This is a genomic window from Pseudomonas sp. NPDC088414, assembly GCF_044753325.1.
GTDB lineage: Bacteria > Pseudomonadota > Gammaproteobacteria > Pseudomonadales > Pseudomonadaceae > Aquipseudomonas.
The window spans coordinates 36,582-60,327 of the sequence record NZ_JBIVMY010000005.1 but is presented as its reverse complement, the minus strand read 5'-3'; the positions used below and the strand labels follow the sequence as shown (position 1 = coordinate 60,327).

The 23,746-nt window shown below is 59.7% G+C and carries 22 protein-coding genes and 1 tRNA gene; 12 read left to right on the top strand and 11 right to left on the bottom strand.

The genetic code is table 11. The features are described 5' to 3' along the window. Window positions 1-75 precede the first annotated feature (75 nt). Genes ACIP8I_RS07890 through rfbC form a run of 4 tightly spaced genes read right to left on the bottom strand, consistent with a single transcriptional unit; the run spans window position 76 to window position 4,306 of the window. Entirely contained in the window at window positions 76-531 is a 456-nt protein-coding gene (locus ACIP8I_RS07890) for a YiiD C-terminal domain-containing protein (protein WP_400760022.1), read from the bottom strand. Next, complete coding sequence (locus ACIP8I_RS07885) at window positions 528-1,913, bottom strand: sigma-54 dependent transcriptional regulator (RefSeq protein ID WP_367082529.1); 1,386 nt, start codon at window positions 1,911-1,913, stop codon at window positions 528-530. The genes ACIP8I_RS07890 and ACIP8I_RS07885 overlap by 4 nt, the downstream gene beginning before the upstream one ends. Beyond that, window positions 1,910-3,718: an ATP-binding protein gene (locus ACIP8I_RS07880; RefSeq protein WP_400760020.1), complete on the bottom strand. Its 1,809-nt coding sequence runs from the start codon at window positions 3,716-3,718 to the stop codon at window positions 1,910-1,912. Before ACIP8I_RS07880 ends, ACIP8I_RS07885 begins: the two co-directional genes overlap by 4 nt. Before the next feature lie 42 nt (window positions 3,719-3,760). Further along, window positions 3,761-4,306 carry a dTDP-4-dehydrorhamnose 3,5-epimerase gene (gene rfbC / locus ACIP8I_RS07875; RefSeq protein ID WP_007961846.1) on the bottom strand — a complete coding sequence of 182 codons (546 nt, stop codon included), beginning with the start codon at window positions 4,304-4,306 and terminating at the stop codon, window positions 3,761-3,763. Between the two features lie 147 nt (window positions 4,307-4,453). On the opposite strand from rfbC, the gene ACIP8I_RS07870 reads away from it, so the two are divergent. The 3 genes from ACIP8I_RS07870 (at window position 4,454) to ACIP8I_RS07860 (ending at window position 9,096) form a co-directional block, all read left to right on the top strand. Continuing rightward, on the top strand, window positions 4,454-7,366 hold the full coding sequence (locus ACIP8I_RS07870) for an aminotransferase (protein WP_400760018.1): 2,913 nt from the start codon (window positions 4,454-4,456) through the stop codon (window positions 7,364-7,366). Between the two features lie 165 nt (window positions 7,367-7,531). After that, window positions 7,532-8,638, top strand: coding sequence for an agmatine deiminase (aguA, locus tag ACIP8I_RS07865; RefSeq protein ID WP_400760016.1), 1,107 nt, complete (start codon window positions 7,532-7,534; stop codon window positions 8,636-8,638). 245 nt (window positions 8,639-8,883) lie between these two features. Further along, entirely contained in the window at window positions 8,884-9,096 is a 213-nt protein-coding gene (locus ACIP8I_RS07860; protein ID WP_007961849.1) for a hypothetical protein, read from the top strand. A 173-nt stretch (window positions 9,097-9,269) separates the two neighbouring features. On the opposite strand, the gene ACIP8I_RS07855 is transcribed toward ACIP8I_RS07860, so the two are convergent. Beyond that, window positions 9,270-11,363: a TonB-dependent receptor gene (locus tag ACIP8I_RS07855; protein ID WP_400760013.1), complete on the bottom strand. Its 2,094-nt coding sequence runs from the start codon at window positions 11,361-11,363 to the stop codon at window positions 9,270-9,272. Window positions 11,364-11,616: 253 nt separating this feature from the next. On the opposite strand from ACIP8I_RS07855, the gene ACIP8I_RS07850 reads away from it, so the two are divergent. The 6 genes from ACIP8I_RS07850 to ACIP8I_RS07825 all read left to right on the top strand — a co-directional run bounded on the left by ACIP8I_RS07850 (window position 11,617) and on the right by ACIP8I_RS07825 (window position 16,313). Next, a complete protein-coding gene (locus tag ACIP8I_RS07850; RefSeq protein ID WP_400760011.1) occupies window positions 11,617-12,285 on the top strand; it encodes a DsbA family protein in 669 nt (222 codons plus the stop codon). Between the two features lie 296 nt (window positions 12,286-12,581). Next, a complete protein-coding gene (locus ACIP8I_RS07845) occupies window positions 12,582-13,868 on the top strand; it encodes an OprD family porin (protein WP_400760010.1) in 1,287 nt (428 codons plus the stop codon). 232 nt (window positions 13,869-14,100) lie between these two features. Further along, the gene (locus ACIP8I_RS07840) at window positions 14,101-14,847 is read left to right on the top strand and encodes a 2OG-Fe dioxygenase family protein (protein ID WP_007961854.1); all 747 of its coding nucleotides are present in this window, start codon (window positions 14,101-14,103) and stop codon (window positions 14,845-14,847) included. Window positions 14,848-14,926: 79 nt separating this feature from the next. Next, window positions 14,927-15,304 carry a GNAT family N-acetyltransferase gene (locus ACIP8I_RS07835; RefSeq protein WP_003220700.1) on the top strand — a complete coding sequence of 126 codons (378 nt, stop codon included), beginning with the start codon at window positions 14,927-14,929 and terminating at the stop codon, window positions 15,302-15,304. Then, on the top strand, window positions 15,301-16,017 hold the full coding sequence (locus ACIP8I_RS07830) for an AzlC family ABC transporter permease (protein WP_003220701.1): 717 nt from the start codon (window positions 15,301-15,303) through the stop codon (window positions 16,015-16,017). The genes ACIP8I_RS07835 and ACIP8I_RS07830 overlap by 4 nt, the downstream gene beginning before the upstream one ends. Further along, window positions 15,996-16,313, top strand: a complete 318-nt coding sequence (locus ACIP8I_RS07825) for an AzlD domain-containing protein (protein ID WP_003220702.1) — start codon at window positions 15,996-15,998, stop codon at window positions 16,311-16,313. Before ACIP8I_RS07830 ends, ACIP8I_RS07825 begins: the two co-directional genes overlap by 22 nt. Here ACIP8I_RS07825 and ACIP8I_RS07820 read toward each other — a convergent pair. Further along, the gene (locus tag ACIP8I_RS07820) at window positions 16,230-17,156 is read right to left on the bottom strand and encodes a LysR family transcriptional regulator (protein WP_007961685.1); all 927 of its coding nucleotides are present in this window, start codon (window positions 17,154-17,156) and stop codon (window positions 16,230-16,232) included. The genes ACIP8I_RS07825 and ACIP8I_RS07820 overlap by 84 nt on opposite strands. Before the next feature lie 442 nt (window positions 17,157-17,598). On the opposite strand from ACIP8I_RS07820, the gene ACIP8I_RS07815 reads away from it, so the two are divergent. The 3 genes from ACIP8I_RS07815 to ACIP8I_RS07805 all read left to right on the top strand — a co-directional run bounded on the left by ACIP8I_RS07815 (window position 17,599) and on the right by ACIP8I_RS07805 (window position 19,504). Beyond that, a complete protein-coding gene (locus ACIP8I_RS07815; protein WP_167797058.1) occupies window positions 17,599-18,108 on the top strand; it encodes a PBECR2 nuclease fold domain-containing protein in 510 nt (169 codons plus the stop codon). 308 nt (window positions 18,109-18,416) lie between these two features. Then, window positions 18,417-18,827: an MbcA/ParS/Xre antitoxin family protein gene (locus tag ACIP8I_RS07810; protein ID WP_007961687.1), complete on the top strand. Its 411-nt coding sequence runs from the start codon at window positions 18,417-18,419 to the stop codon at window positions 18,825-18,827. Beyond that, complete coding sequence (locus ACIP8I_RS07805) at window positions 18,824-19,504, top strand: RES family NAD+ phosphorylase (protein ID WP_400760008.1); 681 nt, start codon at window positions 18,824-18,826, stop codon at window positions 19,502-19,504. The genes ACIP8I_RS07810 and ACIP8I_RS07805 overlap by 4 nt, the downstream gene beginning before the upstream one ends. 311 nt (window positions 19,505-19,815) lie before the next feature. Here the strand turns inward: ACIP8I_RS07805 and ACIP8I_RS07800 are convergent. The 5 genes from ACIP8I_RS07800 to ACIP8I_RS07780 form a co-directional block, all read right to left on the bottom strand. Beyond that, a tRNA-Thr gene (locus ACIP8I_RS07800) sits at window positions 19,816-19,891 on the bottom strand. 419 nt (window positions 19,892-20,310) lie between these two features. Beyond that, the gene (locus ACIP8I_RS07795) at window positions 20,311-21,546 is read right to left on the bottom strand and encodes a methyltransferase (RefSeq protein ID WP_400760006.1); all 1,236 of its coding nucleotides are present in this window, start codon (window positions 21,544-21,546) and stop codon (window positions 20,311-20,313) included. Further along, window positions 21,527-22,216: an ABC transporter permease gene (locus tag ACIP8I_RS07790; RefSeq protein ID WP_007961692.1), complete on the bottom strand. Its 690-nt coding sequence runs from the start codon at window positions 22,214-22,216 to the stop codon at window positions 21,527-21,529. Before ACIP8I_RS07790 ends, ACIP8I_RS07795 begins: the two co-directional genes overlap by 20 nt. Beyond that, complete coding sequence (locus ACIP8I_RS07785) at window positions 22,213-22,908, bottom strand: ABC transporter permease (protein ID WP_007961693.1); 696 nt, start codon at window positions 22,906-22,908, stop codon at window positions 22,213-22,215. Before ACIP8I_RS07785 ends, ACIP8I_RS07790 begins: the two co-directional genes overlap by 4 nt. Window positions 22,909-22,985: 77 nt before the next feature. After that, on the bottom strand, window positions 22,986-23,735 hold the full coding sequence (locus tag ACIP8I_RS07780) for an ABC transporter substrate-binding protein (protein WP_007961694.1): 750 nt from the start codon (window positions 23,733-23,735) through the stop codon (window positions 22,986-22,988). Window positions 23,736-23,746 lie beyond the last annotated feature (11 nt).

The following is a 23,746-nucleotide window of genomic DNA, read 5'->3' as shown; positions in this document are numbered from 1 at the left end:
ATCGCAGCCTGCGGCAGCTCCTACAGGGAAATGCGAATCCCGTGTAGGAGCTGCCGAAGGCTGCGATCTTTTGCTTCAGCGGTGCAAAACGTACTGCCCGCTGAACGTCACCGCATCCTCATCACTTCCGGCATTGACGATCCGCGTGTTGAGCGTCAATCGCGCCCGCCCATAACGCTGATACATCGCCAGAAACTTCTTCCAGACCGCCGCTTCCGGTGCCGGGCAAATCGCCGTGGCATCACCGGTCACGGGCAGCGGATAGCTGATCTGGCCTTCCTGAATCACGATGTGCCCGTCTTCGATGCCTTCTTCCTTCAGGCGCAGATGCAGCCAGCCCCAACCCGCCAGCACCGCGCCGCAGTAGAGACTGCCGCCGAACATGGTGCTTTTGTGATTGACGTTCGGCTCCAGCGGCAAGTGCAGGCTTAACTGTTGTTCGTGCCAGGCGAGGACCTTGAGGCCCATCTCGCGGGTCAGGGGAATGTCGTGATGCAGCACCGATTCCAGATAGTGACTGTCGCGGCTCATTCGGCTTCGTCTCCATGGGCGCTACTGTCGGCGAAATTCAAGCCGTGCTTGCGCAGTTTGTCGTGCAGGGTCTTGCGCGGAATACCCAGGGCTTCGGCGAGGCTGCGCACCGAACTGTGCGAGCGCGCCAGCTCGGCGGCAATCAACGACTTCTCGAAGTTTTCCACTTGCTCGCTGAGGCCGCCACTGATGACTTCCACGCTGGTGCCGCCGCTTTCGCTTCCACTGTTATCCAGCGCCAGTTCCAGACCGAGGGCGAAACGCTCGGCAGCGTTCTGCAGTTCGCGCACGTTGCCCGGCCAGGTGTGGCGCAGCAGCAAGGCGCGTTGCGCCGGTTGCAGTTCGTGAGGCGGCAAACCGTGGCGGGCGCTGGCTTCATCGGCGTAATGCTGGAACAGTACCAGCGCATCCTCGCCGCGTTCGCGCAGTGGCGGAATGCGCAGCGGTGCAACGTTCAGGCGGTAATACAAGTCGGCGCGGAATCGTCCCTGATCAGCGGCCTGACGCAAGTCTTCCTTGGTCGCGGCGATGACGCGGATGTCCAGCGGGATCAACTGATTGCCACCCAGACGTTCGACCACACGCTCTTGCAGCATGCGCAGCAGTTTCACCTGCACGTCCATGCTCATGCTTTCGATTTCGTCGAGGAACAGCGTGCCGCCGTTGGCGAACTCGAACTTACCGATCCGGCGTTTCTGCGCGCCGGTGAACGCGCCCGGCTCATGCCCGAACAGCTCGCTTTCGACCACCGATTCGGCCAGTGCCCCGGCGTTGATCGCCACGAACGGGCCGTTTCGCCGGCTCGACAAATCGTGAAGCGCACGGGCCACGACCTCTTTACCGGCGCCGGTTTCACCGAGGATCAGCACGTCGGCCTTGGTCGCCGCCAGCGCGCCAATCTGCTCGCGCAGGCGCAACATCGGCGCCGAGTGGCCGACCAGTCGTGCGCTCAGTTCGTTGCGATCGCTCAAGGCCAGGCGCAGGCTGCGGTTGTCCAGCACCAGCCGGCGCAGGGCCAGGGCGCGGCGCACGCTGTCGAGCAGCGCGTCACTGGCGAACGGTTTCTCCAGAAAGTCATAGGCGCCGGCACGCATTGCCTGCACCGCCAGCGGCACGTCGCCGTGGCCAGTGATCAGCAGCACCGGCAGCTCCGGGTCCTGAGCGTGCAATTCGCTCAACAGCTCGAGGCCGTCCATGCCCGGCATGCGGATGTCGCTGACCACCACGCCGGGCCAGTCACGCTCCAGTTGCCCGGCCAGACCTTTGGCTTCGGACAGCGGGAGGATTTTCAGCCCGGCCAGATCCAGGGTCTGGCCGAGGGCCTGACGCAGGTGCGGATCGTCGTCGATCAGCACCACCTGAATGCGATTGTCGATGGTCATGCACTTCGATCCTCGGACGGTTGCAGGCTGACCCCGGGCGCGCCGGCGCGCAGCCGCAGGGTGATCAAGGCGCCACCTTGCTTGTGGTTGGCGAACGACAGTTCACCACCGAAGGCGCGCATCAGGGTTTCACAGATCGCCAGCCCCAGGCCAAGGCCCTGAGTACGGGTCTTGGTGGTGTAGAAGGGCTCGCTGGCGCGGCCGAGGGCTTCCATGCAAAAGCCCGGGCCGTTGTCGCGAATGTACAGATTGACGCCCTCGGCCGTGGATTCGGCACTCAGCCACAGTTTGCGCGGCGGGCCTTTTTCGGTCAGCGCATCGAGGGCGTTGGCCAGCAGGTTGCCGAGCACCTGACGCAGACGGGTTTCCCCGGCCTCGACCCACAGCGTAGCGGCGGGCATGTCGCGGATCAGTTCGACCTCCATGCTGCGGCGTCGCTTGGCCAGCAACGCCAGCGCATCGTCCAGCGCCGGTTGCAGGGCCACGCTTTCCGGGGCATGGCGGTCGCGGCGGGCGAAGGCCCGCAGGTGGGCAATGATCGAGGCCATGCGCCCGGTCAGTTCGCTGATCAGTTTGAGGTTGCCACGGGCGTCGTCGGTGCGTTGATGATCGAGCAGCACTTCGGCGTTTTCCGCGTAACTGCGAATCGCCGCCAGCGGCTGGTTGAGTTCATGGCTGATGCTCGCCGACATCGTACCCAGCGCCGAGAGTTTGCCGGCCTGGACCAGATCGTCCTGGGCGCGCACCAGTTCCTGCTGAGCCTGTTCGCGCTCCAGCACTTCCTGCTTGAGGCGGCGGTTGAGGCCTTCCAGATCGCTGGTCCGCTCGGCCACCCGACCTTCCAGTTCACGACGGGCCTTGGCCTCGAAGGCGATGCGTTCCAGGTAATGCCGACGGCGCTGCATCATCAGCCCCAGCAACAACATCACCACCAACAGTGTGGCGCCGCCGATCGCCACCACGGTGCGCACCGGACGGTCGATCAGCGTGCGCGGGGCAAGAATACTGACGCTCCAGCCGGTTTCGGCGATATCGACGGTTTGGGTCAGCCAGGCGCTGTCGCTGAGGTTCAGCGGACGTGGCTCGCGGGTCGGATAAGGCAGGATGGCGGTGATCGCCGAGCGCTCGGTGTCGGTCAAGATACGGGTCGAGCGAAAGCGCCATTCCGGGCGCGAGGTGAGAATCACCACGCCGTTATGGTCGGTCACCAACAGTTGTTCCGGGGTTTTGCCCCACAGGCTTTCGGTGTGGTCGAGATCGACTTTGATCACCAGCACGCCGATGATTTTTTCGCCGTTGCGCACCGCCGCGGCGAAGAAATAACCGCGTTTGGCCGAAGTAGTGCCGAGGCCGAAGAAGCGGCCCAGACGCCCGGCCATGGCTTCGCTGAAATACGGACGGAAAGCGAAATTGCGCCCGACGAAACTGTCATGTTTGTCCCAGTTTGACGCCGCGAGAGTCTGGCCGCTGGTGTCCATCAGGTACATGACTTCGGCGCCGGTCTGTGCGGCGATGTTTTTCAGCAGGCGGTTGGCGTTGCCTTGGGTGACGCCGTCGTCTGGTGCCCCGAGCACGGCGCGCAGGGCCGGCAGGTCGCCGAGGATCTGCGGCAATACTTCATAACGGTGCAGGGTGCCCAGCAGGTTGGCGACGTAAAGATCGAGGGTCTGGCGGTTTTGCCCGGCCAGTTCACTGCGGTAATAGCGCTCGGCCAGATGCTCCAGCGGCCACAGCAGCGGTGCCAGGCACAGCGCCAGCAGGGCGAGGCTGCGCCAGCGGGGTCTGCGGGGTAGAGATGGTTTCATGAGCCGGATGCGCCTGAGTGAACAGGCGCATTATGCCTAGGCTCAGGCGAAGACGTCAGCGTCCTTGAGCAGCGCACCGGCCTGATCCTTGGCCGACAGTTTCGGCGCTTCGTCCAGTTGCCAGTCGATGCCCAAGGCAGGGTCGTCCCAGCGAATGCTGCGTTCGGACGATGGATCGTAGTAGTTGGTGGTCTTGTAGAGGAATTCGGCGAACTCGCTCAGCACCACGAAACCATGGGCAAAACCTTCCGGAACCCACAGTTGACGGTGGTTCTCGGCCGACAGGCGTACAGCAACCCACTTGCCGAAGTGCGGCGAGCTGCGACGGATGTCCACGGCTACATCAAGCACTTCGCCGGCGGTCACCCGAACCAGTTTGCCCTGGGTATTTTGCAGCTGGTAATGCAGGCCGCGCAGCACGCCTTTCTGCGAGCGCGAATGGTTGTCCTGAACGAATTGAGTGTCCAGACCGGTCGCTTCCTGAAAGGCCTTGGCGTTGAAACTCTCGTAGAAGAAACCGCGCTCGTCACCAAATACCTTGGGTTCGATGATCAGAACACCGGGCAGATCGGTGGTGATTACATTCATGAGTTTTTTCCGGATAGATGTGAGTGGCCGACATTCTTGCGCAAAGCGCTGATGGATGCGAGCGCTCGAATAACGGCAGTCAGGGGGTTGCACAACCATCGGTGCAATGGCGATATAGGCGCCTGACAAAATTTCAGGGGTCGTTCCATGCCGCTCGCCACGTTGATTCATCGCGCCAGTTTGCCCAGCCCGCAGGTCTCTGAGGCACTGGCCCGGCAGTGGCTGGCGGAGCATTACGGCCTCAGCGGCACGTTGCAGGCGCTGGGCAGTCAGCAGGACCTCAATTACCGGGTAGACAGCGAGCGTGGGCGCTTTGTCCTGAAAATCTGCCGTGGCGATTACGCGCTGGTGGAACTGCAGGCCCAGCATGCAGGCCTCAAATACCTTGCCGAGCATTCATCGATACACGTACCCAAGGTGATCCCGGCCAATAACGGCGAGGACCTGTTATCGCTGCAGGCCAACGGCGAGCCGGTGCACGTGCGGCTGCTGGAGTACATCGAAGGTCAGTCGCTGACCCAGCTCGAGCATTTGGGGCATGACGTGGTGGCCAGATTCGGTCAGTTATGTGGCGAGATGGATCTGACGCTGGCCGGCTTCGACCATCCGGGTCTTGAGCGCGCGCTGCAATGGGATGCGCGCCACGCCAGTGCGCTGATCAACCACCTGCTGCCGGTGATCAAGGATGAACGCCAGCGCGCACTGATCGCTGATGCTACCGAACAGGCCGAACGCCGCTTGCAGCCGTTGCAGGACAAAATGCCGGTGCAGGCGATTCACATGGACATCACCGATGACAACGCCGTCTGGCAACGCGATGCCACGCGTCATTGGCAATTGCAGGGCGTGATCGACTTCGGTGATCTGGTGCGCACCTGGCGTATCACCGATCTGTCGGTGACCTGCGCGGCGCTGCTGCACCATGCCGGTGGTGATCCGTTCGTGATTCTGCCGGCGGTGCAGGCCTATCACGCGGTCAATCCGCTGCAACATGAGGAGTTGCTGGCGTTGTGGCCGTTGATCGTGGCGCGGGCGGCGGTGCTGGTACTCAGTGGCGAGCAGCAGGTCAGCATCGACCCGGGCAACACCTACAGCCGCGACAATCTTGGTCACGAGTGGGAAATTTTCCACGTGGCGACTTCGGTGCCATTGGCGCTGATGGAAGCGGCGATCCTCACGGCGGTCGGCCAGCAACTGCCGGCCATTGGCAGTGAAGGGTTCGCGCCGCTGCTGCCGGAACTGGTCGGGCGTGAATTCGCGCTGATCGATCTTGGCGTTCTGAGTCCGCATTTCGAGGCGGGCAACTGGGAGCAGGCGGGCATCGATCAGCAGCTGCTGACTGAAGCCGCCGCCGCGCATGGCCTGGCGGCCAGTCGTTACGGGCAATACCGCTTGTCGCAGACGCGAGTGGACAGCGCGGTCGAACCGGAGACCTTCCCGCTGCACGTTGAACTGCGCGTGCCACGAGGCACGGTCGTGGAAGCGCCGTTTGCCGGTGTGCTGCATCACGCGGCGGACGGTGTGTTGCAGCTCGACGGGCCGCAGCTCAGCGTGCGTTTGCGCGGTGTGAACGCCTCGCTGCACAGCGGCGCGGCGCTGGTCAAAGGTCAGGTGTTGGGTGCGGTCAGCGGCCCGTTGATTGTGCAGTTGAGCCGCGTTGCATCGCTGGATGCGCCGTTGTTCTGCAGCCCTTCGCGCGCTGCCGCGTGGCAGGCGTTGTGCCCGTCGCCGGCAGCGCTGCTCGGGCTGGCCTGCGATGCCGAACCCGAGCTGGACGCGAAAACCTTGCTTGAGCGGCGCGACGCCAGTTTCGCCCGCACGCAAAAACACTATTACGTCGACCCGCCGCGCATCGAGCGCGGCTGGCGCAATCACCTGATCGACATGCAGGGCCGCTCCTACCTCGACATGCTCAACAACGTCGCGGTGCTCGGTCACGGTCATCCGCGCATGGCGCAGGTGGCAGCGCGACAGTGGTCGCTGCTCAACACCAATTCGCGCTTCAACTACGCGGCGGTGGCGGAGTTCTCCGAACGCCTGCTGAAGCTGGCGCCGGAAGGCATGGACCGGGTGTTTTTGGTCAACAGTGGCAGCGAAGCCAACGACCTGGCGATCCGTCTGGCGTGGGCCTACAGCGGCGGCCGCGACATGCTCAGCGTGCTGGAGGCCTATCACGGCTGGACGGTGGGCGCCGATGCGGTGTCGACGTCGATCGCCGACAACCCGCGAGCACTTGAAAGCCGCCCGGACTGGGTGCACCCGGTGACCGCGCCGAACATCTATCGCGGTGAATTCCGTGGCCTCGATTCAGCGCCGGATTATGTGCGCAGCGTCGAAGCGCAACTGGCGCATATCGCCGCGCAGGAGCGTCAACTGGCCGGGTTCATCTGCGAGCCGGTGTATGGCAATGCTGGGGGCATCTCGCTGCCGCCGACGTATCTGAAACAGGTTTACGCATTGGTACGTGCCCAAGGCGGGGTGTGCATCGCCGATGAAGTACAGGTCGGTTACGGACGCATGGGCCATTTTTTCTGGGGTTTCGAAGAGCAGGGCGTGGTGCCGGACATCATTTGCATGGCCAAGGGCATGGGCAACGGTCAGCCGCTCGGCGCCGTGATTACGCGTCGGGAAATCGCCGAAGCGCTGGAGGCCGAAGGCTACTTCTTCTCATCCGCTGGCGGCAGCCCGGTGAGTTGCCAGATCGGCATGGCGGTGCTGGATGTGATGGAAGAAGAAAAACTCTGGGAAAACGCCCAAGTGGTTGGCGGGCATTTCAAGGCGCGGCTGGAGGCCTTGATCGATAAACATCCGCTGGTGGGTGCGGTGCACGGTTCCGGGTTTTATCTGGGCGTGGAGTTGATCCGCAATCGCGAAACCCTGGAGCCGGCCACCGAGGAGACCACGTTGTTGTGCGATCGCCTGCGCGAGCTGGGGATCTTCATGCAGCCGACCGGAGATGACCTGAACATTCTCAAGATCAAACCGCCGATGGTTACCTCGCGGCGCAGTGTGGACTTCTTTGTCGACATGCTGGATCGAGTGCTCAAAGAAGGCCTCTAAACCAGACCCCTGTAGGAGCTGCCGCAGGGATTCAGATTTATATCGATAATTGTTGTGAGATTTTAGATGTTCGGTTGGTTGTCAGCTTTTAATGCCGATATTTATCGGTTATAAAGTCGCCATTGCTTTGCAACCCTTCGACGGTTCCCCAGGAGTCCTGTGCCGATGACCACTTTGAAAAGTACCCCGCGTGACGATGGCTTCTACATGCCGGCCGAGTGGGCGCCGCAGACCCAGACCTGGATGATCTGGCCTGAGCGTCCGGACAACTGGCGCCTGGGTGGCAAGCCGGCGCAGGCCGCGCACGTTGCAGTGGCCAAGGCCATCGCCCGTTTCGAACCGGTGACCGTTGCCGTTTCGGCCGGCCAGTACGAAAACGCCCGTGCGCGCCTCGACGTGCCGAATATCCGTGTGGTCGAGATGTCCAGCGATGACGCCTGGGTGCGTGACACCGGGCCGACGTTCGTCATCAACAACAGTGGCGAAGTGCGCGGTGTGAACTGGGACTTCAACTCCTGGGGCGGTTTCGAAGGCGGTCTGTATTCGCCGTGGAACCGTGATTCGCAGGTCGGCGGCAAGATCCTTGAAATCGAGCGCAGCCCGCGTTATCGCACCGAAGGTTTTGTGCTTGAAGGCGGTTCGATTCACGTCGACGGCGAAGGCACGCTGATCACTACTGAAGAGTGCCTGCTCAATCACAACCGCAACCCGCACCTGGGCCGCGAAGAGATCGAAGCGGTGCTGCGCGACAATCTGTCGGTGGACAAGATCATCTGGCTGCCGGACGGCCTGTTCAACGACGAAACCGACGGCCATGTGGATAACTTCTGCTGCTACGTGCGCCCGGGCGAAGTGTTGCTGGCGTGGACCGACGATCCGCAGGACCCGAACTACCCGCGCTGCCAGGCCGCGATGAACGTGCTGCAAAGCAGCACCGACGCCAAGGGTCGCCCGTTCACGGTGCACAAGATGCCGATTCCGGGGCCGCTGTATGCGACCGAAGAAGAGTGCGCCGGTGTCGATCCGGTGGACGGTACGCAGGAGCGCAACCCTTCCGTGCGTCTGGCCGGCTCCTACGTGAACTTCCTGATCGTCAACGGCGGCATCATCGCGCCGAGCTTCGACGATCCAATGGACGCGCCTGCGCGGGAGATCCTGCAGAAGCTGTTCCCGCGGCACGAAGTGGTGATGGTGCCGGGCCGTGAACTGTTACTGGGCGGCGGCAATATCCACTGCCTTACCCAACAACAGCCAGCCCCGCACAAAGAGTGAGTTGAGACGTAACAGCTTGAGTTGATTCATAAATCGGCCGGGCAACAATTAGCTTGCTACACATTCAAACAAGCCCGCGGCCCTGTTGGACCGCGGGCTTGTTTGTATCCGCCTGTCGACAAATCGGAAACCTTGGCATAGCTCTTGTATCGGTCACAGCGCACTAGGGAGAGGGGGGAACTTCAACAGTTCTGTCACATACCTTGGATAACTTAGCCGCTCACGAACGGGGAGAGAGCGCTGAAATGAACGCCGAAGTGAACGTAGTCAGCGAGCGGACTTTGCATCCCATGGCCGTCAACGGTGAATCGCTCCAGATTGTCGCGCACTTTTTGAAATCCAACGGAACGCGTCAGATCAGGGAACCTGATCCGCGCCGGATGATGATCGAGCGCTACCCCGCTGGCCTGTTCAGCGAGGCCGAACTGGAAGCGTTATGGGCTGTAATGGAAGGATAAGAAGAACAACAGGGATTGCTGAAAGCGCTGCCGGGATGGCGGCGCTTTTTATGCACGAAACAAAACCACTGTAGGAGTGAGCCTGCTCGCGATGGCGGAGTAACAGCCAACGAATCTGTTGAATGTTAAATAGTCATCGCGAGCAGGCTCACTCCTACAGGTATTGGGTTGAGTCAGAAAGAATAGGTACCGGTCATCACCACGCTGCGCGGTGCGCCTGGCTGGATCTGATACTGGCTGGTGGCCGAGGCGTAATACTCGCGGTCGGTGATGTTGTTCAGTGCCGCGCGCAAGTCCCAGTCCTTGAAGCGGTAGCCGAGCAGCGCATCCCAGCGGCCATAACCCGGCAGCACGGTGGTGTTGGCGTTGTCGGCGTAACGCTGGCCAACCAAGGTCAGACCGGTTTCGCCGTACCAGCCCATTTCCGGTTTCCAAGTCAGGAACAGGCTGCCGTTGTGTTTGGCCACGTTGTTGACGCGTTTGCCTTCCAGACCGTTGTTGTCCTTCTCGATGGTGGTGTCCTGCACGCCGACGCCACCGCGCATGTACCAGTTACCGACCAGTTTGCCGGTGGCGGTCAGCTCGACACCCCGAGAGCGCTGAAGACCGGTCATGACGGTCAGGGTCGGATCGTTCGGATCGCTGGTGCGACGGTTGTAGAGTTCCAGGTCGTAGACCGCCAGCGTGGTGCTCAAGCGATCATCGAGCCAGTCGCTTTTCACGCCGATTTCTTTCTGTTTGGTCAGCTCCGGGCTCAAGTCGTTGGTGTTGCCGGCAGCGCCCGGAGTGATGCCGATCAGGCCGCCACCCACTGGCGAGAAAGTCTTGGACCAGGAGGCGTAGAACGAATGGTTCTGCAGCGGCGTCCAGACAATCCCGAAGCGCGGGCTGGTGCTGTGGCTGTCGCGATCCTCAGTGATGTTCTTGAGCTTGTTGGTCGACTCGATATCGAAGGTGTCGTAGCGCAGGCCGGCCAGCAGTTGCCATTGATCATTCAGGCGCAGTTGATCCTGGACGTAGACCGCGCGGCTTTCGACTTCGGTGTGGCTGTCGCTGAACGTTTGCATGCTGCCGGTGTGGCGCAGCTCGCGGTTGGGGTTGAACAGGTCGAGCGACGGCACCGGTTGTGCGCCGGGTGTCTTGCCGGTGGCGGCGTTGTACAACTTCGGATCGCGGCGCTGGCTGCCGATCTCGACGCCGGTCAACAGGCGATGCTCAAGGCCAAAGGTATCGAAACCGCCTTCCAGTTCGAGGTTGTTGTAGACGTTGCGGGTGGTCAGATCCTGCTGCCAGTGCTGGCGCGCGACCTTGTTGGTTTTCGGGTCGAAGCCGGTCAGATAGGTGTTGTCGAAATCGCTGTCGAGCTTGAACACACCGAGGGTCTGGCGCAGTTGCCAGGCGTCGTTGATCTCGTAGGTGAATTTCGAGCGCAGGGATTGCGCCTTGTCGTCGATGAAATCGTGATCGTTGCCGTAGGTGGTGTCACGACCTACGTCTGCGGGACGGCCATTCACCCCCGGAATGCCGCGATCCGGCGTGCGGTTGTAGCGACTGTATTCGTATTGCACCAGCCAGTTCAGGTCCGGAGTCAGCTGCCAGCTCATCGACGGCGCGAACAACTGGCGGTTGCCGCTGACGCCGTCGCGAAAGCTGTTTTCATCCATGTTGCCCATGTTCAGGCGCAGGCTGAGGTTTTCGCTGGGGTCGGTGCTGAGGTCGGCGTACAGGCTGCGCAGGTCTTCGCTGCCGCTCTGGGCCTCGATGGTCGAGCGACGGCCAAACTCGGGCAGCTTGCTCACGCGGTTGACGATCCCGCCCTGGCTGCCTCGGCCATAAAGTACGGCTGCCGGACCTTTGAGCACTTCGACCCGCTCGATATTGTGCAGGTCGCGCTTGTACTGGCTGTCGTCGCGAATGCCGTCCAGATAGAAGTCGTTGCTGGCGTCGAAGCCACGGATGCGCAGACTGTCGAAGCGCGTGTCGGCGCTGCTGCTGACGTTGGGAATCCCGCTCAGGGCGTCACCGATGTCATTGGTGCCGTAGTCGGCGACGTTCGAGGTCTTGATCGAGTCGATGGCCTGCGGCACATAACGCACCGGGGTCGAGGTGCGAGTCGCAGTGGTGCTGATCTTGACGCGCGGGTCCTCGGCTTGTTCTTCGGCGCTGATCGCCGTGGCGGGAAGTTCAGTGGCGGAATAAGCAAAACCGCTGGACAGAACGGCAGACAATCCAAGGGTGACGGGCGTGAGGCGGAACGGGGCAGGCATGGAAAAGCGCATCCGAAAGGGTAAGGAAATTCAAACGCGCGAATGGTAATGCTTTGCATTTGCTGCCGTTATTTATTCCTGAGAAGTTCCCCTGTCAGATTGTTTCAATTTATGTCGATTTCGATACAACCTGATCAGGTAATCCATTCGACCGATTCTCGGAACAGTCTGAGAGCCATTCCGGCGTTTTTCCCCAACACGCGTAGGCATAGTCTGCCGCCATCGATTTTTCATTGTCTGCCGGAGTCCTCCCATGATCCTTCACTACATCTACGACCCATTGTGCGGCTGGTGCTACGGCGCCAAACCGTTGGTGCAAGCGGCGCAGCAAGTCCTGCCGGTCATTGCCCATGCGGGCGGAATGATGAGCGGCGCGAGTCGTCAGCGCGTTTCGCCGCAACTGCGTGATTACGTCATGCCCCACGACCGGCGCATCGCCGAATACACCGGGCAACCCTTTGGCGAGGCGTATTTCGAAGGTCTGCTGCGTGATCACTCGGCGGTCTTCGATTCGACGCCGCCGATCGCAGCGGTGATGGCGGCAGAGTCCATCGACGGCCGTGGCCTGCAATTGCTTGGGCGTTTGCAAACGGCGCATTACGTTGAGGGACGGCGGATTGCCGATGAGTCCGTACTGTTCGAACTCGCCAGTGAGTTGGGCTACGCCGAGAACACCTTTGCGGTTGCGTTTAAATCCGTTGATACGACAGCGCATGTGAAAGCCAGCCGCGCACTCTTGGCGCAACTGGGCGGCCAGGGTTTCCCGACATTGGCGCTTGAGCAGGACGGGCAATTCACCTTGATCGACATCAGCCCATGGCTTGGCAAACCGCAGGCTTTTGCCGACTGGTTGGGACAAGCGGTGGTCGCGGTTGAGCCGGGGCTATCCGCCGCGCAATGCGGTCTCGGTGGCTGCGCGTAATCGCACTGGATTCACTGGCTGAGCGCATTTCCGAGCAATGCGCTATCGCAAAATTTACGATTCTTAGACGATTTTTACCTATTTAAAGACGATTCTTGAAATTGACACATTATTGAAGGCGCGGCTACGATTCGGCCCAACGCCTGTGGCCAACCGCCATGACTCAAGAATAATGAGCAGGCCCGCCATGACTCAGTCATGGGCGGGTCTTTTTGTTTCGGGGTGAAAAAAGAGTGCAATAGCGCCGTTTCAGCCGTTCGACACAGCGCGTTTCAACCCGTAATAAGGAAAACAAAATGTTGAACAAGCGAATCAGTCTGATCGCACTGGGGATGTTGAGTGCTACACAGGCCATGGCTGACGGCCAGGCCGAGTCCAAGGGTTTTGTAGAAGACAGCAGTCTGAAAGTGCTGCTGCGCAATGCCTACATCAATCGTGATTACAAAGACGGCAACGCGGACAAGTCCGAGTGGGGCCAAGCGGCCATCGGTACGTTCTCGTCCGGCTTCACCCAAGGCACCATCGGTGTCGGTGTCGATGCTTTCGGCCTGTACGCCCTGAACCTGGAACGCAGCGAAGATCGCAGCGGTGCCGGCGGTATCGACTTCTTCAAACGTGGCGACAGCGGCAAGCCGGCCAACGACCTGTCCAAAGGCGGCGCTGCGGTCAAATTCCGTCTGTCCAACACCGTGCTGACCTACGGTGACCAGATGCCGGCGCTGCCGGTGCTGAACTACGACAATTCGCGTCTGCTGCCGGAAAGCTATACCGGTACCTTGATCACTTCCAAAGAGATCAAAGGCCTGCAACTGGACGCCGGTCGTTTCACTGCCGAATCGCGCAAAAGCGCTGAAGGCCGTGACAGCGGTGGTCTGAAGGCTATCAACGTATTGGGCGGTAGCTACCAGTTCACCGAACGATTCAAGGCGGCGCTGTACGCTTCCGACGTTGAAGACGTGCTGAAGAAGCAGTACGTGAACGCCAACTACGTGTTCCCGATCGACAAGGATCAGTCCCTGACCCTGGACTTCAACGGCTACCGCACCAAGCTCGACGACTCCTATGTTCGTCAGAGCGGTGCTACCGGTGACGACAACAAGATCTGGAGCCTGGCAGCGACGTTCGCCACCGGCCCGCACTCGTTCACCGTGGCGCACCAGCGTTCCACCGGCGACAGCAACCTGGGCTACGCCTACGGCGGCTATCAGAAAGAGCAAGGTCGTGTCGGTGACGGTGGCAACACCATCTACCTGGCCAACTCCTACTGGTCGGACTTCAACGCTGAAGACGAGCGCAGCTGGCAGTTGGGCTACGGCCTGGACTTCGGCGCATTCGGCGTACCGGGTCTGAGCTACAACTTCGCTTACGTGCGTGGCGACAACATCACCACATCCACCAGCGAAGGCGGCACCGAGCGCGAGATCTTCAACCAGGTCAAATACGTCGTACAAAGCGGTCCGGCTAAAGATCTGAGCGTGAAATTGCGCAGCTCGATCCTGCGTGTGTCGCAGAAATCCAGCGAGTACAACGTCAGCGGCAACGAGCTGCGTGTATTCGTGGACTACCCGATCAACATCTTCTGATGAACGATCCGGTGTAAGAAACATGAGAAAACCCCGACTGACCTCGGGGTTTTTTTTCGAGGTCTTTTGTGCAAAAACCGTAAAAAACCCGTGTTTTTGTCATGTAAAAGTTGTTTTAAAGCGTCTTCAACTACCGTTTCAAACAGGGCTTTAAATGCCTGAAATTCTTTCTCATGGACGCAAATTCTCCACCTAATAGATTAGGCCGCTCAACGCAGCGGAGAATTTGGTAATGATCGTTTTGAACAGAGAAGTGGGCGAATCGCTACGGCGCGACAAATATGTCAACGTCCAGGGTGGTGACTTCAATCTCTACGGTCATTTTGCCGACTTCGTCAGACTGACCAAAAGTTGGGAAAACATGGAGCCTGACAGTTACTACGGTCAGGCCGAAGCCGGCATGCGTTACCGTCGTTACAGCGACTTCGAGTACAACCCGAAAACACGTGAATTGAAGCAACTCGAGCATCGCGCTTACGTGCAGTCGAAAGAGAACAATGCCTATGTGGGTGGTGTTGTGCGGCACTTTCAGGACTTCTCCGATGAAGTGATTACTTCGCCGGTGATGCGCAGCCTGATCGACACCGATTTTGAAGTGTACAAAAGCGTGCTGCCGGAAGAATTGCACGATGAAATTTGGCAATGCCAGATTCATCAGATCCGCATCGAGATCAAACCCGGCAAGCAACTGGAAATCACCCCGGAAGGGATTCACTGCGACGGTTATCCGTTCAGCGGCGTGCACTTCTGGGGGCGCAACAATGTCGAGGGTGCGGAGAGTCGTCTTTACGATATCCACGAGCATCAATTGGCGTCGACCACCTACCAGGAAATTCTCGACACCACCTACTTCCTTGATCGCGATATGCGCCACTACGTGACCCCGGCCCGCAATACGCACACTCATGCCATGGCGTACCGGCAGATTCTGGCGATTTCCTTCTCGCGGCCCGGGACCGCTTTCGACATTGTTCGCTAATCAGATCACCCCAATCGATGGCGTCGAGTGCTCGACGCCGGTGGTGCTGCGACGCGCCACCGCCAAGGACGCGCAGCGCATGGAGCGCTTCTTCCGCCAGTTCGACGAAGTGTCGTTCTGTGAGTGGCAGGACGCCAAATGCCTGCGCGGTGTATTGATCCAGAAGACCACCACGGCCTATCTGGCCTTCGACGTCGAAGGCGAAATCGTCGGTGCGGTGCTCGGCGGCATGCTCGGCAGCCGCGGCACCATCAACCACTTGGCGGTCAGCCCGCGCTATCGCAGCCAGGGCGTCGGTCAGCGGCTGGTGGAAGCGGCGTCGTCCGACATGAAGCGGGTCGGTGTATTACGGATGTTTCTGTTCGTCGACGATGCTAACCTCGCGGGCAAGCGATTCTGGACTGCCCAGGGTTTTTGCGAACCCCACGGCGAGCGGACATTTGAGAGGGATCTATGAATGAAACGTCCGGCAGTGCGCCGCTGATGGCTGCCCATCAGCCATCGCGCACGTTTGCCGAAGCCAGCCCGGTGGTGGCCGGTTATTTCACGGTGTCGTTCGTGTTCGGGCTGATGGCGGTCAACGCCGGGCTGCCGATGTGGCTGCCGGTGGCGATGTGTCTGTTCGTCTACGCCGGTGCTTCGCAATTCGCCGCGCTGGCGCTGATCTCCAGCGGCGCGTCGCTGACCACCATCGTGCTGACCACGTTTCTGATCAACGCGCGGCACATGCTGATGTCGGTGTACATGGCCAAGGCCCTGCGCGCATTGGGGCTGAGCCGCATGGAGCGCTGGGCTTACGCTGGTGGGCTGACCGACGAGTCCTTCGCGTTTCACAGCGTCAAACTGGGCACCGGCGCGCCGGTCAACATCCGTTACCTGATCGGCTTCAACCTGTTCTGCCACACCTCGTGGGTACTGGGCGGATTGCTGGGCGCTGTCTGCGCGCAATATGCGTCGCACCTGATCAAATATCAGCTCGACTACGCACTGACCGCGATGATGCTCTACGTGCTGGTGTCGCTGTGCAACACCCGCAACAAACTCATCGCCGCTGCGGCAGCCGTGGCCTGCATGGGCGCGCTGAGCCTGGTTGGCACATCGCCATTCAACGTATTCATCGCCACGTTTGTGGGCTGCGGAGTGGGTGTATGCCTGACCAAACGTTCCTGATCCTGGTGGTTGCGCTGATGATGGCCGTGACCTTCCTGCCACGCGCGCTGCCGCTGCAGGTCAACACCGAGCACTGGCCGCCATTCGTTGCGCGGGCGCTGGAGTACCTGCCGGTGGCGATCGTCGCTGCGATCAGCCTGACACCCTTGTTGATCAAGGATCAGCACCTGCAGCTCGATCGCCCGGAATTTTATGCAGCCATTCCGACGTTGCTATGTGCGTATTTCAGCAAAAACCTCTTTCTCAGTGTGGCGGTTGGGACGGCTGCGTACATTGCGCTCGGCTCGTTCATGTAGCGGCAGATCGACCACGTCGTTCAAGGCTTGGCCCGACAGGTTCGGGTTATTCACCGCCAGACGCACTTCGAGGAAATCCTCGAATCCGGGGAAAATTGTCAGGCCGTTCTTTTGCGCGGCCTCACGAGAAACCATACCCACTGCGTCCATCTGCGTGATCAACGACAGCGTCAGGGTCTCGCTGCAGGAATAGACCATGCGTTGACCGTTCTCGTGATTGCCCAGTCCGGCGTCGAGAAAACGCAGGAAACTGTGGGAATACGGACAATCTTCCGCAGGACGCACCTGAAACTTGTTGCCCAGCAACGTCAGTGGATCGTTTTCCTGCCCGCAATGGGCACCGACCACCTGCACCTGCACATCCGGCAGGACGATACTCGGCAAACCCGGCCGCTGCGGGCCGATCAGCACCGCGAGGTCAAAGTCTTCGTTCTTCAGCTTGCTGAGGTTCTCCATCGACTCGGCATAGCTGAATTCCATCTGGTAATCGGGAAACACCTCGATCAGGCGTCCGATCATTCGCCGGTTGAAGTCAGACGACAACGTGTTGTTCAACGCGACCTTCAACGTGCGCTGGCCCGGCACCTTGAGCGCCTCGACCTTTTCTTCCATCTGTCGCGTGGCAATCAGCACTTTGTCCATGTAGGGCGTCAGCTCAGTGCCTTGCGGCGTCAGCGTCAGCCCTTTGTTGGAACGTCGAAACAAGCGGAAACCGAACTGCTCTTCGACCTTGTTCAACTGCGCGGCCAAGGCCTGCACAGTCAGGCACGAATGCTCGGCTGCGGCCGACAACGAGCCGGTCTGCACGATGCGCATGAGGTTGCGTAAGGTTCTGCTATCCATGGGTAATGCCCTCTGAAGTGGGCTGGGTATTGTTGTTTACGAGACGGCCGATCCGGCGTCATATGCCGGCTATATTCCAGCACCTGAGCATAGTTGTCGCGGGTTTAGTAGCGAATTGATGTCCCCGCCGATGGCTGGAAGCTGACACAGGATCGGGATTTTTGATGACGTGGGGGTGATTGGGGTCAAGAAAAGTGCCCGATTCGGACGAGTCGGGCATTTTTTTACGTCTCGGGACTACAGCTTTTTTGAATGTTTCCCACACCGAAACGCCACTGTTTTCCACCGTTGTCGGAAGCCTCCTATAGAAAAGAGCGAACGGGCTTATTTACCGCCCATGCACAAGTGGCTGAAATATCAGGTAGTTATTTTCGGGACTTTTGGTCCGAGGCCATGGATTTCCAGGCAATGCCGGCATCCGCGAAGCTAGCGAGTCGATGCCATGAGTTTGCAGGGCAGCAGGGCGTTACCCGATCAAAAAAACTGGAAAGATCTGGGCTTACCGGATATTCGCGATATTGACCCCGGCCTTCTGATTTCTGCGGTTAGAGAGCTGCCAGGTGAACTGAGTCTTAATGCAGCGTGGGAGCAGGTTGCAAGAGGCTTCGGACTTGATCATGGTCTTGATGCTGTTCTGATCGAAACGCCATATGTGCCGATTTTGGTGAAGCGCGAGCATTTGCTTCATACGGTGGAAAAGCGCCCGAATGCCCGTGAGCGGTTCACCGAATTTGCGCGAGATACCCTGACGAGGCCGTTAGAGATATGGCGGGTTTCCTACGATGACGCCTCGTTTCGACTCTCTTTCATCGGTGCTTACAACGCGAGATACCAAATGCTGGTGGTGGTTCATGTTGAGCGCGGCAACGTACTCTGGAATTTCATGAACTGTGACAAGAAAGGCTTGAACAAGCATCGGCATGGTGAGCTGTTGTATCGACGTTACCGGTAGCTCAAACGAAAAAGGGCAGCCTTCTCAGGCTGCCCTTCACATGAATGTTGCTTGATATTGTGCTCCCTCAAGCAGGGGAGAAGAGGTCTCACCCGAGCGCTGATTTTCAGGTCATCAACGGGGTTCCTAACGCCGACTATTGCCACCTGAAGGCAGTCGGTTTCGCGCTCTTGAGCCGGATTCTCTGCCACCGAACATTGAGATGTCAACTTGGGTTTTGAGGATTTTTATTCGTATACGAATAACTCTATTGAAAATATTCATATCTGTACTACGCTTAGCTTGCGGACCTGCGAAGAAGGACAATCATGCCTACCTCATCCCCAGCCCTCACCCCGCGTGAACAACTCGACGTTCCCGAGGCCGGGCGCGTCGCGCTGAAGTTTTTCTTCAATCTCATGGAGCGCTGGGGCTGCAACGCCGAGCAGCAGCGCACGCTGCTTGGCGGCGTCGGCAACACCACGTTCTACAAGTACAAACACCTGCCGCCGAACATTCGCCTGCCGCACGACACGCTGGAGCGAATCTCGTATCTGATGGGCATTCACAAGGCATTGAGCATCATCTTCAGCAACAGCCGCGAGCGCGCCTATACGTGGGTCAGCAGCCCCAACACGGCTGCGCCATTCAATGGTCGAACGGCGCTGGATTACATGCTGGCGGGGAGGGTGGTCGACATCGCCGATGTGCGCCGCTACCTCGACGGGGTGCGCGGTTGAAGGCCCCTCCGCTGGCTGAGCCGCAATGGCCGAAGGCCTACCGGATCGTCAACAGCAGCTTCCCGCCGATTTCGCTGTTCGAAGACGTGCTCGACCCCGAAGACCTGGAAATCGCCTACGCGCTGGAGGCGCTGACCAACGATCGCCTGATCGAACAGGCCGGCGTTCTGGCCCGCGTGCGCCCCGAAGATCGACTCTCCGGCCCCGGTTCCACCCCGGTCATGGCGGCGTTTACCCACATCGGCAAAAGCAGCCGCTTCACCGATGGCACCTTCGGCGTCTATTACGCCGCCAGTAGCCAGGCCGCCGCCATCGCCGAAACCTGCTATCACCAAGAGCGTTTCCTCGCGGCCACCAACGAGACGGATCTTGAGTTGACCATGCGTACTTACGTTAATCGCGTGGTTAAGCCGCTGCATGATGTTCGTCACGACTTTCCAGATTTGCATCAACCCGATCCAGACGCCTATGGCCCATCCCAGGTGTTCGCCCGACAACTGCGTGAGTCTGAATCGTGGGGGATGCTCTACAACAGCGTGCGTCTGTCGGGCCATGAATGCGTCGCCGCATTTCGGCCGCCGGCGGTGTCGATTCCGAAGCAGGGCAAGCATTTGCGATATGTGTGGAGTGCGAGTCAGCGCAGGATTTCGTATGTGTTTGAGATCAGTCAGGTTTGAAGCGCAACCTTATTCGACGAGCCTGTTCGTAGCCGACCTTAAGCAACCGAATGAAAAAACTCATTAATGCTCAATGAATTGGAACAATTCCGGAAGGACTTGCTGGAATCTGTACGTCAGATGAAGACCGGTAAAGCTGCACGTGTAACCGAGGTTGCCGCGCCTCGCACCGGCAGAAGCACGTCCCTCGGTGACCAGCCATCCAGATCAATGACGATTTGGGACTTCACAGGCTTGAGGCAGTGTGGACGTAATGTGGACGTACCAGAAACAACAAAGCCCCTGCATTTCTGCAGGGGCTTTGTTTTGTATGGTGCCGGCACCAGGAGTCGAACCCGGGACCTACTGATTACAAGTCAGTTGCTCTACCAACTGAGCTATACCGGCGTGTGGGCGACGATTATAGCGATTGGGTTGGTTCTGTAAACCCCTGAATTCAGACTATTTTTACGCAGGCGCTTGATCGGGCGCGGCATGAGCTGTGTCGCCGGGTTTCAGGCCGCAAAATCGGGCTGTTCGACGTCAATCCAGCATGAGAGTGTTGGCAGGATTTCTGCACTATTCAAGCACCGATTTCAGCCGTTTATGTCCTTTTGATTGGAAGCTTATGCACAACGGACGGGCGCCACGGCGGCGTTGCAGGGGATTTTTTGGACACGTTCTCATTTTGTGCGCAAATGCCTGTTTTACAGGTTTTTTATCTATATGAACAAAAAATGACCAATGCAGTTTCGGCTGCGTAACAGCCGTAGATATTGGATCCAGTGGAAAACCATCAACAGAGTTATCCACAGGCTGTAAAGATTTCAAGCGCGCTCGGCCAGCAGCAGAAAATTACGCGGAGTCAGAGGTGCGTCGCAGAAGGTGCCGAGGCGTACGACGTATCCCTGTTCGGCGAGGAAAATGGCTCGATCAAGATTCAGCCAAAGCTCCAGCGGTCGTCGGAACAGTCCGCGCAGTAATTCCAGGTTGCGAACTTCGGCCAACCGCTGCCAACCAGCGGCTTCCAGTGCCTGCCAATCTGGCGTGCCGATTGTGGATAACTCCTTCAATGCAGCCAGATCGCGGCAGTAATCGGCGAAAGGTTTGTCCAGCCAGGCGCTGGGCAGGGACGGGGTGGGCAGGTATTCGTCTACTTCACGTACCTGCCGTTGCAGCAAATCGAAAGCCAGGCGTCGGGCCATGGAGGTGTCGCGCTGACGTCGGACTCTTGCACCGGCGGTGATGGTTTCGCTCATTGGCAGTGCCAGATCTTCGAGCGGGAGCTGTAGGGCGGATCGCAAACCCGCTGAGGACAAGGCCTGGTACTCGCTGCGATCGATCCGGTTGTAACAGCACGGGGCGATGGCCATCTGCTGACATCCGGCCGCGCTCGCCAGTTGCATCAAGCGCACATGCAGATCGCCGCAGGCATGCAGGGCGACCGGGGTGTGCTGAGCACTTATAACGCTCGCTGCGTCTGCCGCCAGCACATCCTGCTCGACATGCATGGCGTGCAAATGATGACGCTGACTCAGGGCCTGACCGCTGGCGACCAACGCCGGATCGTATTCGACACAAGTCAGCTGTTGTCCCGTACCCAACAGACGCCGACCCAAATGCCCCTTGCCGGAACACCAGTCCAGCCAATGTGTCGGCGGCGAGGCGAAAGATAAACGACTGGCGAAGGCTTCGATCTGCTGCCACTTGCGCCCCGGCACATCGACATTCAATCGGTGACCTGGGGTTTCCAGCGCATGCTCCGGCAACTCACCGACCGCGCTCAGCTCAATCGACAATGCCGCCAATGAGGCGAACGGCTCCGGGGCATCGGCGAGATCGGCGGGATGATTATGTGCACGCTCTGCATCTTCCAGCGATCGCCCTCGCAGCCACAAAGCCAACTCGGGGTAGGCGGTTTCCCATGGAAGCGAACGATGAGTGAATGGACGAGGTTTCCACAGCGCCTGATGCTCAAGCAAAAAAGCATCCAGCGCGGTGAAGCGGGCGAGTAGGGTCTCGCCCGTCAGCACGTGGGAAGTTTCAACGCCCTTGGCAGGCATCGACGCGCAGCCAGCGCTCCAGCAGCTTGAAGCCGCGCACCAGCACGTAGGACATCAGCAGATAGAACACGCCGGCGGCGAAGAAGATTTCCACCGGCAGGTAGGTGCGCGCGATGATCGTGCGGGCCATGCCGGTCAGTTCCAGCAAGGTCACGGTGCTCGCCAGTGCGCTGGCCTTGAGCATCAGGATCACTTCGTTGCTGTAGGCCGGCAGACCGATGCGCGCCGCTCGCGGCAACATGATGTAGAACATCGCCTTGGGTTTGGACATGCCCAACGCCCGCGCCGCTTCGATTTCGCCCGGCGGAATCGCCTGGATCGCACCGCGCAGGATCTCGGCGATGTACGCCGCCGTGTGCAGGGTCATGGTCGCAGTCGTACACCAGAACGGATCGCGCAGGTACGGCCACAACGCGCTGTTACGAACCGCGTCGAACTGCGCCAGGCCGTAATAGACGAGGAACAGTTGCACCAGCAACGGCGTGCCACGGAAAAAGAAGATGTAGGCGTAGGGCAAAGCGCGCACGTACCACAGCTTTGAGGAGCGGGCGATGCCCAGCGGAATGGCCAGCAACAGGCCGGCAATCACGGCAATCGCCACCAGTTCCAGGGTCAGGGTCGCGCCCTGCGCCAGTTTCGGCAGCCACTTGATGATCACTTCCCAGTTCATGAAGCGCTCCTCGCAAAGCCGCGAGCGGCGCGTTTTTCCAGGAAGTGCATGCCGGTCATCGCCAGCACCGTCAGACCCAGGTACATCACTGCGGCCACCAGATAGAAGGTGAACGGCTGTTTCGAGACGGTCACGCCGATCTGCGCGTGACGCATGATTTCTTCCAGACCGATCACGGAGACCAGTGCGGTGTCCTTCATCAGGATCATGAACAGGTTGCCCAGACCGGGCAGGGCGATGCGCCACATCTGCGGCATGATCAGCTTGGTGAAGATTCGCCATTTCGACAGGCCAAGGGCCACGCCAGCCTCACGATGGCCCTTGGGAATGGCGAGGATCGCGCCGCGAAACACTTCCGTGGCGTAGGCGCCGAAGCACAGGCCCAGCGCAATCACGCCGGCAGCGAAGGCGCTGAGTTGCAGGTCGGGGTTGCCGAAGAACTCACCGAGGCTGCGCATCAGGTTGACCGTACCGAAGTAGATCAACAGCACCCAGAGCAATTCCGGGACGCCTCGCACCAAGGTCGAATAAGTACCGCCAAGCCATTGCAGCGGCTTGTACGGGGAAGTCTTGGCCAAGGCGCCGAGCAGACCGAGCACCAGTCCCAGGCACAGGGCCGTCAGCGCCAGTTTGACGGTCATCAGCGCACCGGCGGCGAGGGCCGGGCCGAATCCGTAGAGGTCGATAATCATGGATTTCTATTCAAATCGCGGCAGGCAAGGCCGGGAGCCGGCGCCGTCGGATCACGGCGCCGGTCCCGCAGGTCAGATCAATAGATGCTGAACGGGAAATACTTGTCGTTGATCTTCTTGTAGGTACCGTCGGCGACGATTTCCTTCAGGGCGGCGTTCAGCTTCTCACGCAGCGGATCGCCTTTGCGCACGGCGATGCCGATCTTGTCGCTTTCCACGACAGGGTCGCCCTTGAACTCGTAGTTCTTGCCGGCGTCGCTTTTCAGCCAGTCATAGTTGGCGTACTTGTCGGCGAGGATGGCATCGACACGACCGGAGGTCAGGTCCAGGTAGGCGTTTTCCTGGGTGTCGTAAAGGCTGACCTTGATATCGTCACCATAGGTGTCCTCCAGCCAGGTACCGGCCAGCGTCGCACGCTGCGTACCGATGGTTTTGCCCTTGAGCGAATCCTTGTCGGTTTTGAAGTCGACGTTTTTCGGCGCGATGAACTGCAGCTTGTTCGAGTAGTACGGGTCAGTGAAGTCCACCGCGCCCTTGCGCTCTTCGGTGATCGACAGCGAGGAGACCAGGAAGTCGAACTTCTTGGCGTTCAGTGCCGGGATGATGCCGTCCCAGTCGGAGGTGACCACGCTGCACTCGACCTTCATCTTGGCGCACAGGGCGTCGCCGATGTCTTTGTCGAAGCCGACCACGTTGCCGCTGGCGTCTTTGTTGTTGAACGGCGGGTAAGCCGCTTCGATGCCCATCTTCAGGGTCTCGGCCATGGCACCGGCGCTGAAGGCGAGGGTGACGGCGGCGGCCAGGAAGACCTTTTTAAAATTCTGCATGCATGTTGCTC

Excerpts from the sequence above, each read along its gene's own strand:
- ACIP8I_RS07785 (WP_007961693.1), bottom strand. The coding sequence starts at position 22,908 with ATGATTATCGACCTCTACGGATTCGGCCCGGCCCTCGCCGCCGGTGCG.
- ACIP8I_RS07855 (WP_400760013.1), bottom strand. The coding sequence starts at position 11,363 with ATGCCTGCCCCGTTCCGCCTCACGCCCGTCACCCTTGGATTGTCTGCC.
- ACIP8I_RS07795 (WP_400760006.1), bottom strand. The coding sequence starts at position 21,546 with ATGCCTGCCAAGGGCGTTGAAACTTCCCACGTGCTGACGGGCGAGACC.
- ACIP8I_RS07850 (WP_400760011.1), top strand. The coding sequence starts at position 11,617 with ATGATCCTTCACTACATCTACGACCCATTGTGCGGCTGGTGCTACGGC.
- ACIP8I_RS07835 (WP_003220700.1), top strand. The coding sequence starts at position 14,927 with ATGGAGCGCTTCTTCCGCCAGTTCGACGAAGTGTCGTTCTGTGAGTGG.
- ACIP8I_RS07810 (WP_007961687.1), top strand. The coding sequence starts at position 18,417 with ATGCCTACCTCATCCCCAGCCCTCACCCCGCGTGAACAACTCGACGTT.
- ACIP8I_RS07860 (WP_007961849.1), top strand. The coding sequence starts at position 8,884 with ATGAACGCCGAAGTGAACGTAGTCAGCGAGCGGACTTTGCATCCCATG.
- ACIP8I_RS07840 (WP_007961854.1), top strand. The coding sequence starts at position 14,101 with ATGATCGTTTTGAACAGAGAAGTGGGCGAATCGCTACGGCGCGACAAA.
- ACIP8I_RS07820 (WP_007961685.1), bottom strand. The coding sequence starts at position 17,156 with ATGGATAGCAGAACCTTACGCAACCTCATGCGCATCGTGCAGACCGGC.
- ACIP8I_RS07870 (WP_400760018.1), top strand. The coding sequence starts at position 4,454 with ATGCCGCTCGCCACGTTGATTCATCGCGCCAGTTTGCCCAGCCCGCAG.
- ACIP8I_RS07815 (WP_167797058.1), top strand. The coding sequence starts at position 17,599 with ATGAGTTTGCAGGGCAGCAGGGCGTTACCCGATCAAAAAAACTGGAAA.
- ACIP8I_RS07790 (WP_007961692.1), bottom strand. The coding sequence starts at position 22,216 with ATGAACTGGGAAGTGATCATCAAGTGGCTGCCGAAACTGGCGCAGGGC.
- ACIP8I_RS07780 (WP_007961694.1), bottom strand. The coding sequence starts at position 23,735 with ATGCAGAATTTTAAAAAGGTCTTCCTGGCCGCCGCCGTCACCCTCGCC.
- rfbC (WP_007961846.1), bottom strand. The coding sequence starts at position 4,306 with ATGAATGTAATCACCACCGATCTGCCCGGTGTTCTGATCATCGAACCC.
- ACIP8I_RS07880 (WP_400760020.1), bottom strand. The coding sequence starts at position 3,718 with ATGAAACCATCTCTACCCCGCAGACCCCGCTGGCGCAGCCTCGCCCTG.
- ACIP8I_RS07825 (WP_003220702.1), top strand. The coding sequence starts at position 15,996 with ATGCCTGACCAAACGTTCCTGATCCTGGTGGTTGCGCTGATGATGGCC.
- ACIP8I_RS07890 (WP_400760022.1), bottom strand. The coding sequence starts at position 531 with ATGAGCCGCGACAGTCACTATCTGGAATCGGTGCTGCATCACGACATT.
- ACIP8I_RS07885 (WP_367082529.1), bottom strand. The coding sequence starts at position 1,913 with ATGACCATCGACAATCGCATTCAGGTGGTGCTGATCGACGACGATCCG.
- aguA (WP_400760016.1), top strand. The coding sequence starts at position 7,532 with ATGACCACTTTGAAAAGTACCCCGCGTGACGATGGCTTCTACATGCCG.
- ACIP8I_RS07830 (WP_003220701.1), top strand. The coding sequence starts at position 15,301 with ATGAATGAAACGTCCGGCAGTGCGCCGCTGATGGCTGCCCATCAGCCA.
- ACIP8I_RS07845 (WP_400760010.1), top strand. The coding sequence starts at position 12,582 with ATGTTGAACAAGCGAATCAGTCTGATCGCACTGGGGATGTTGAGTGCT.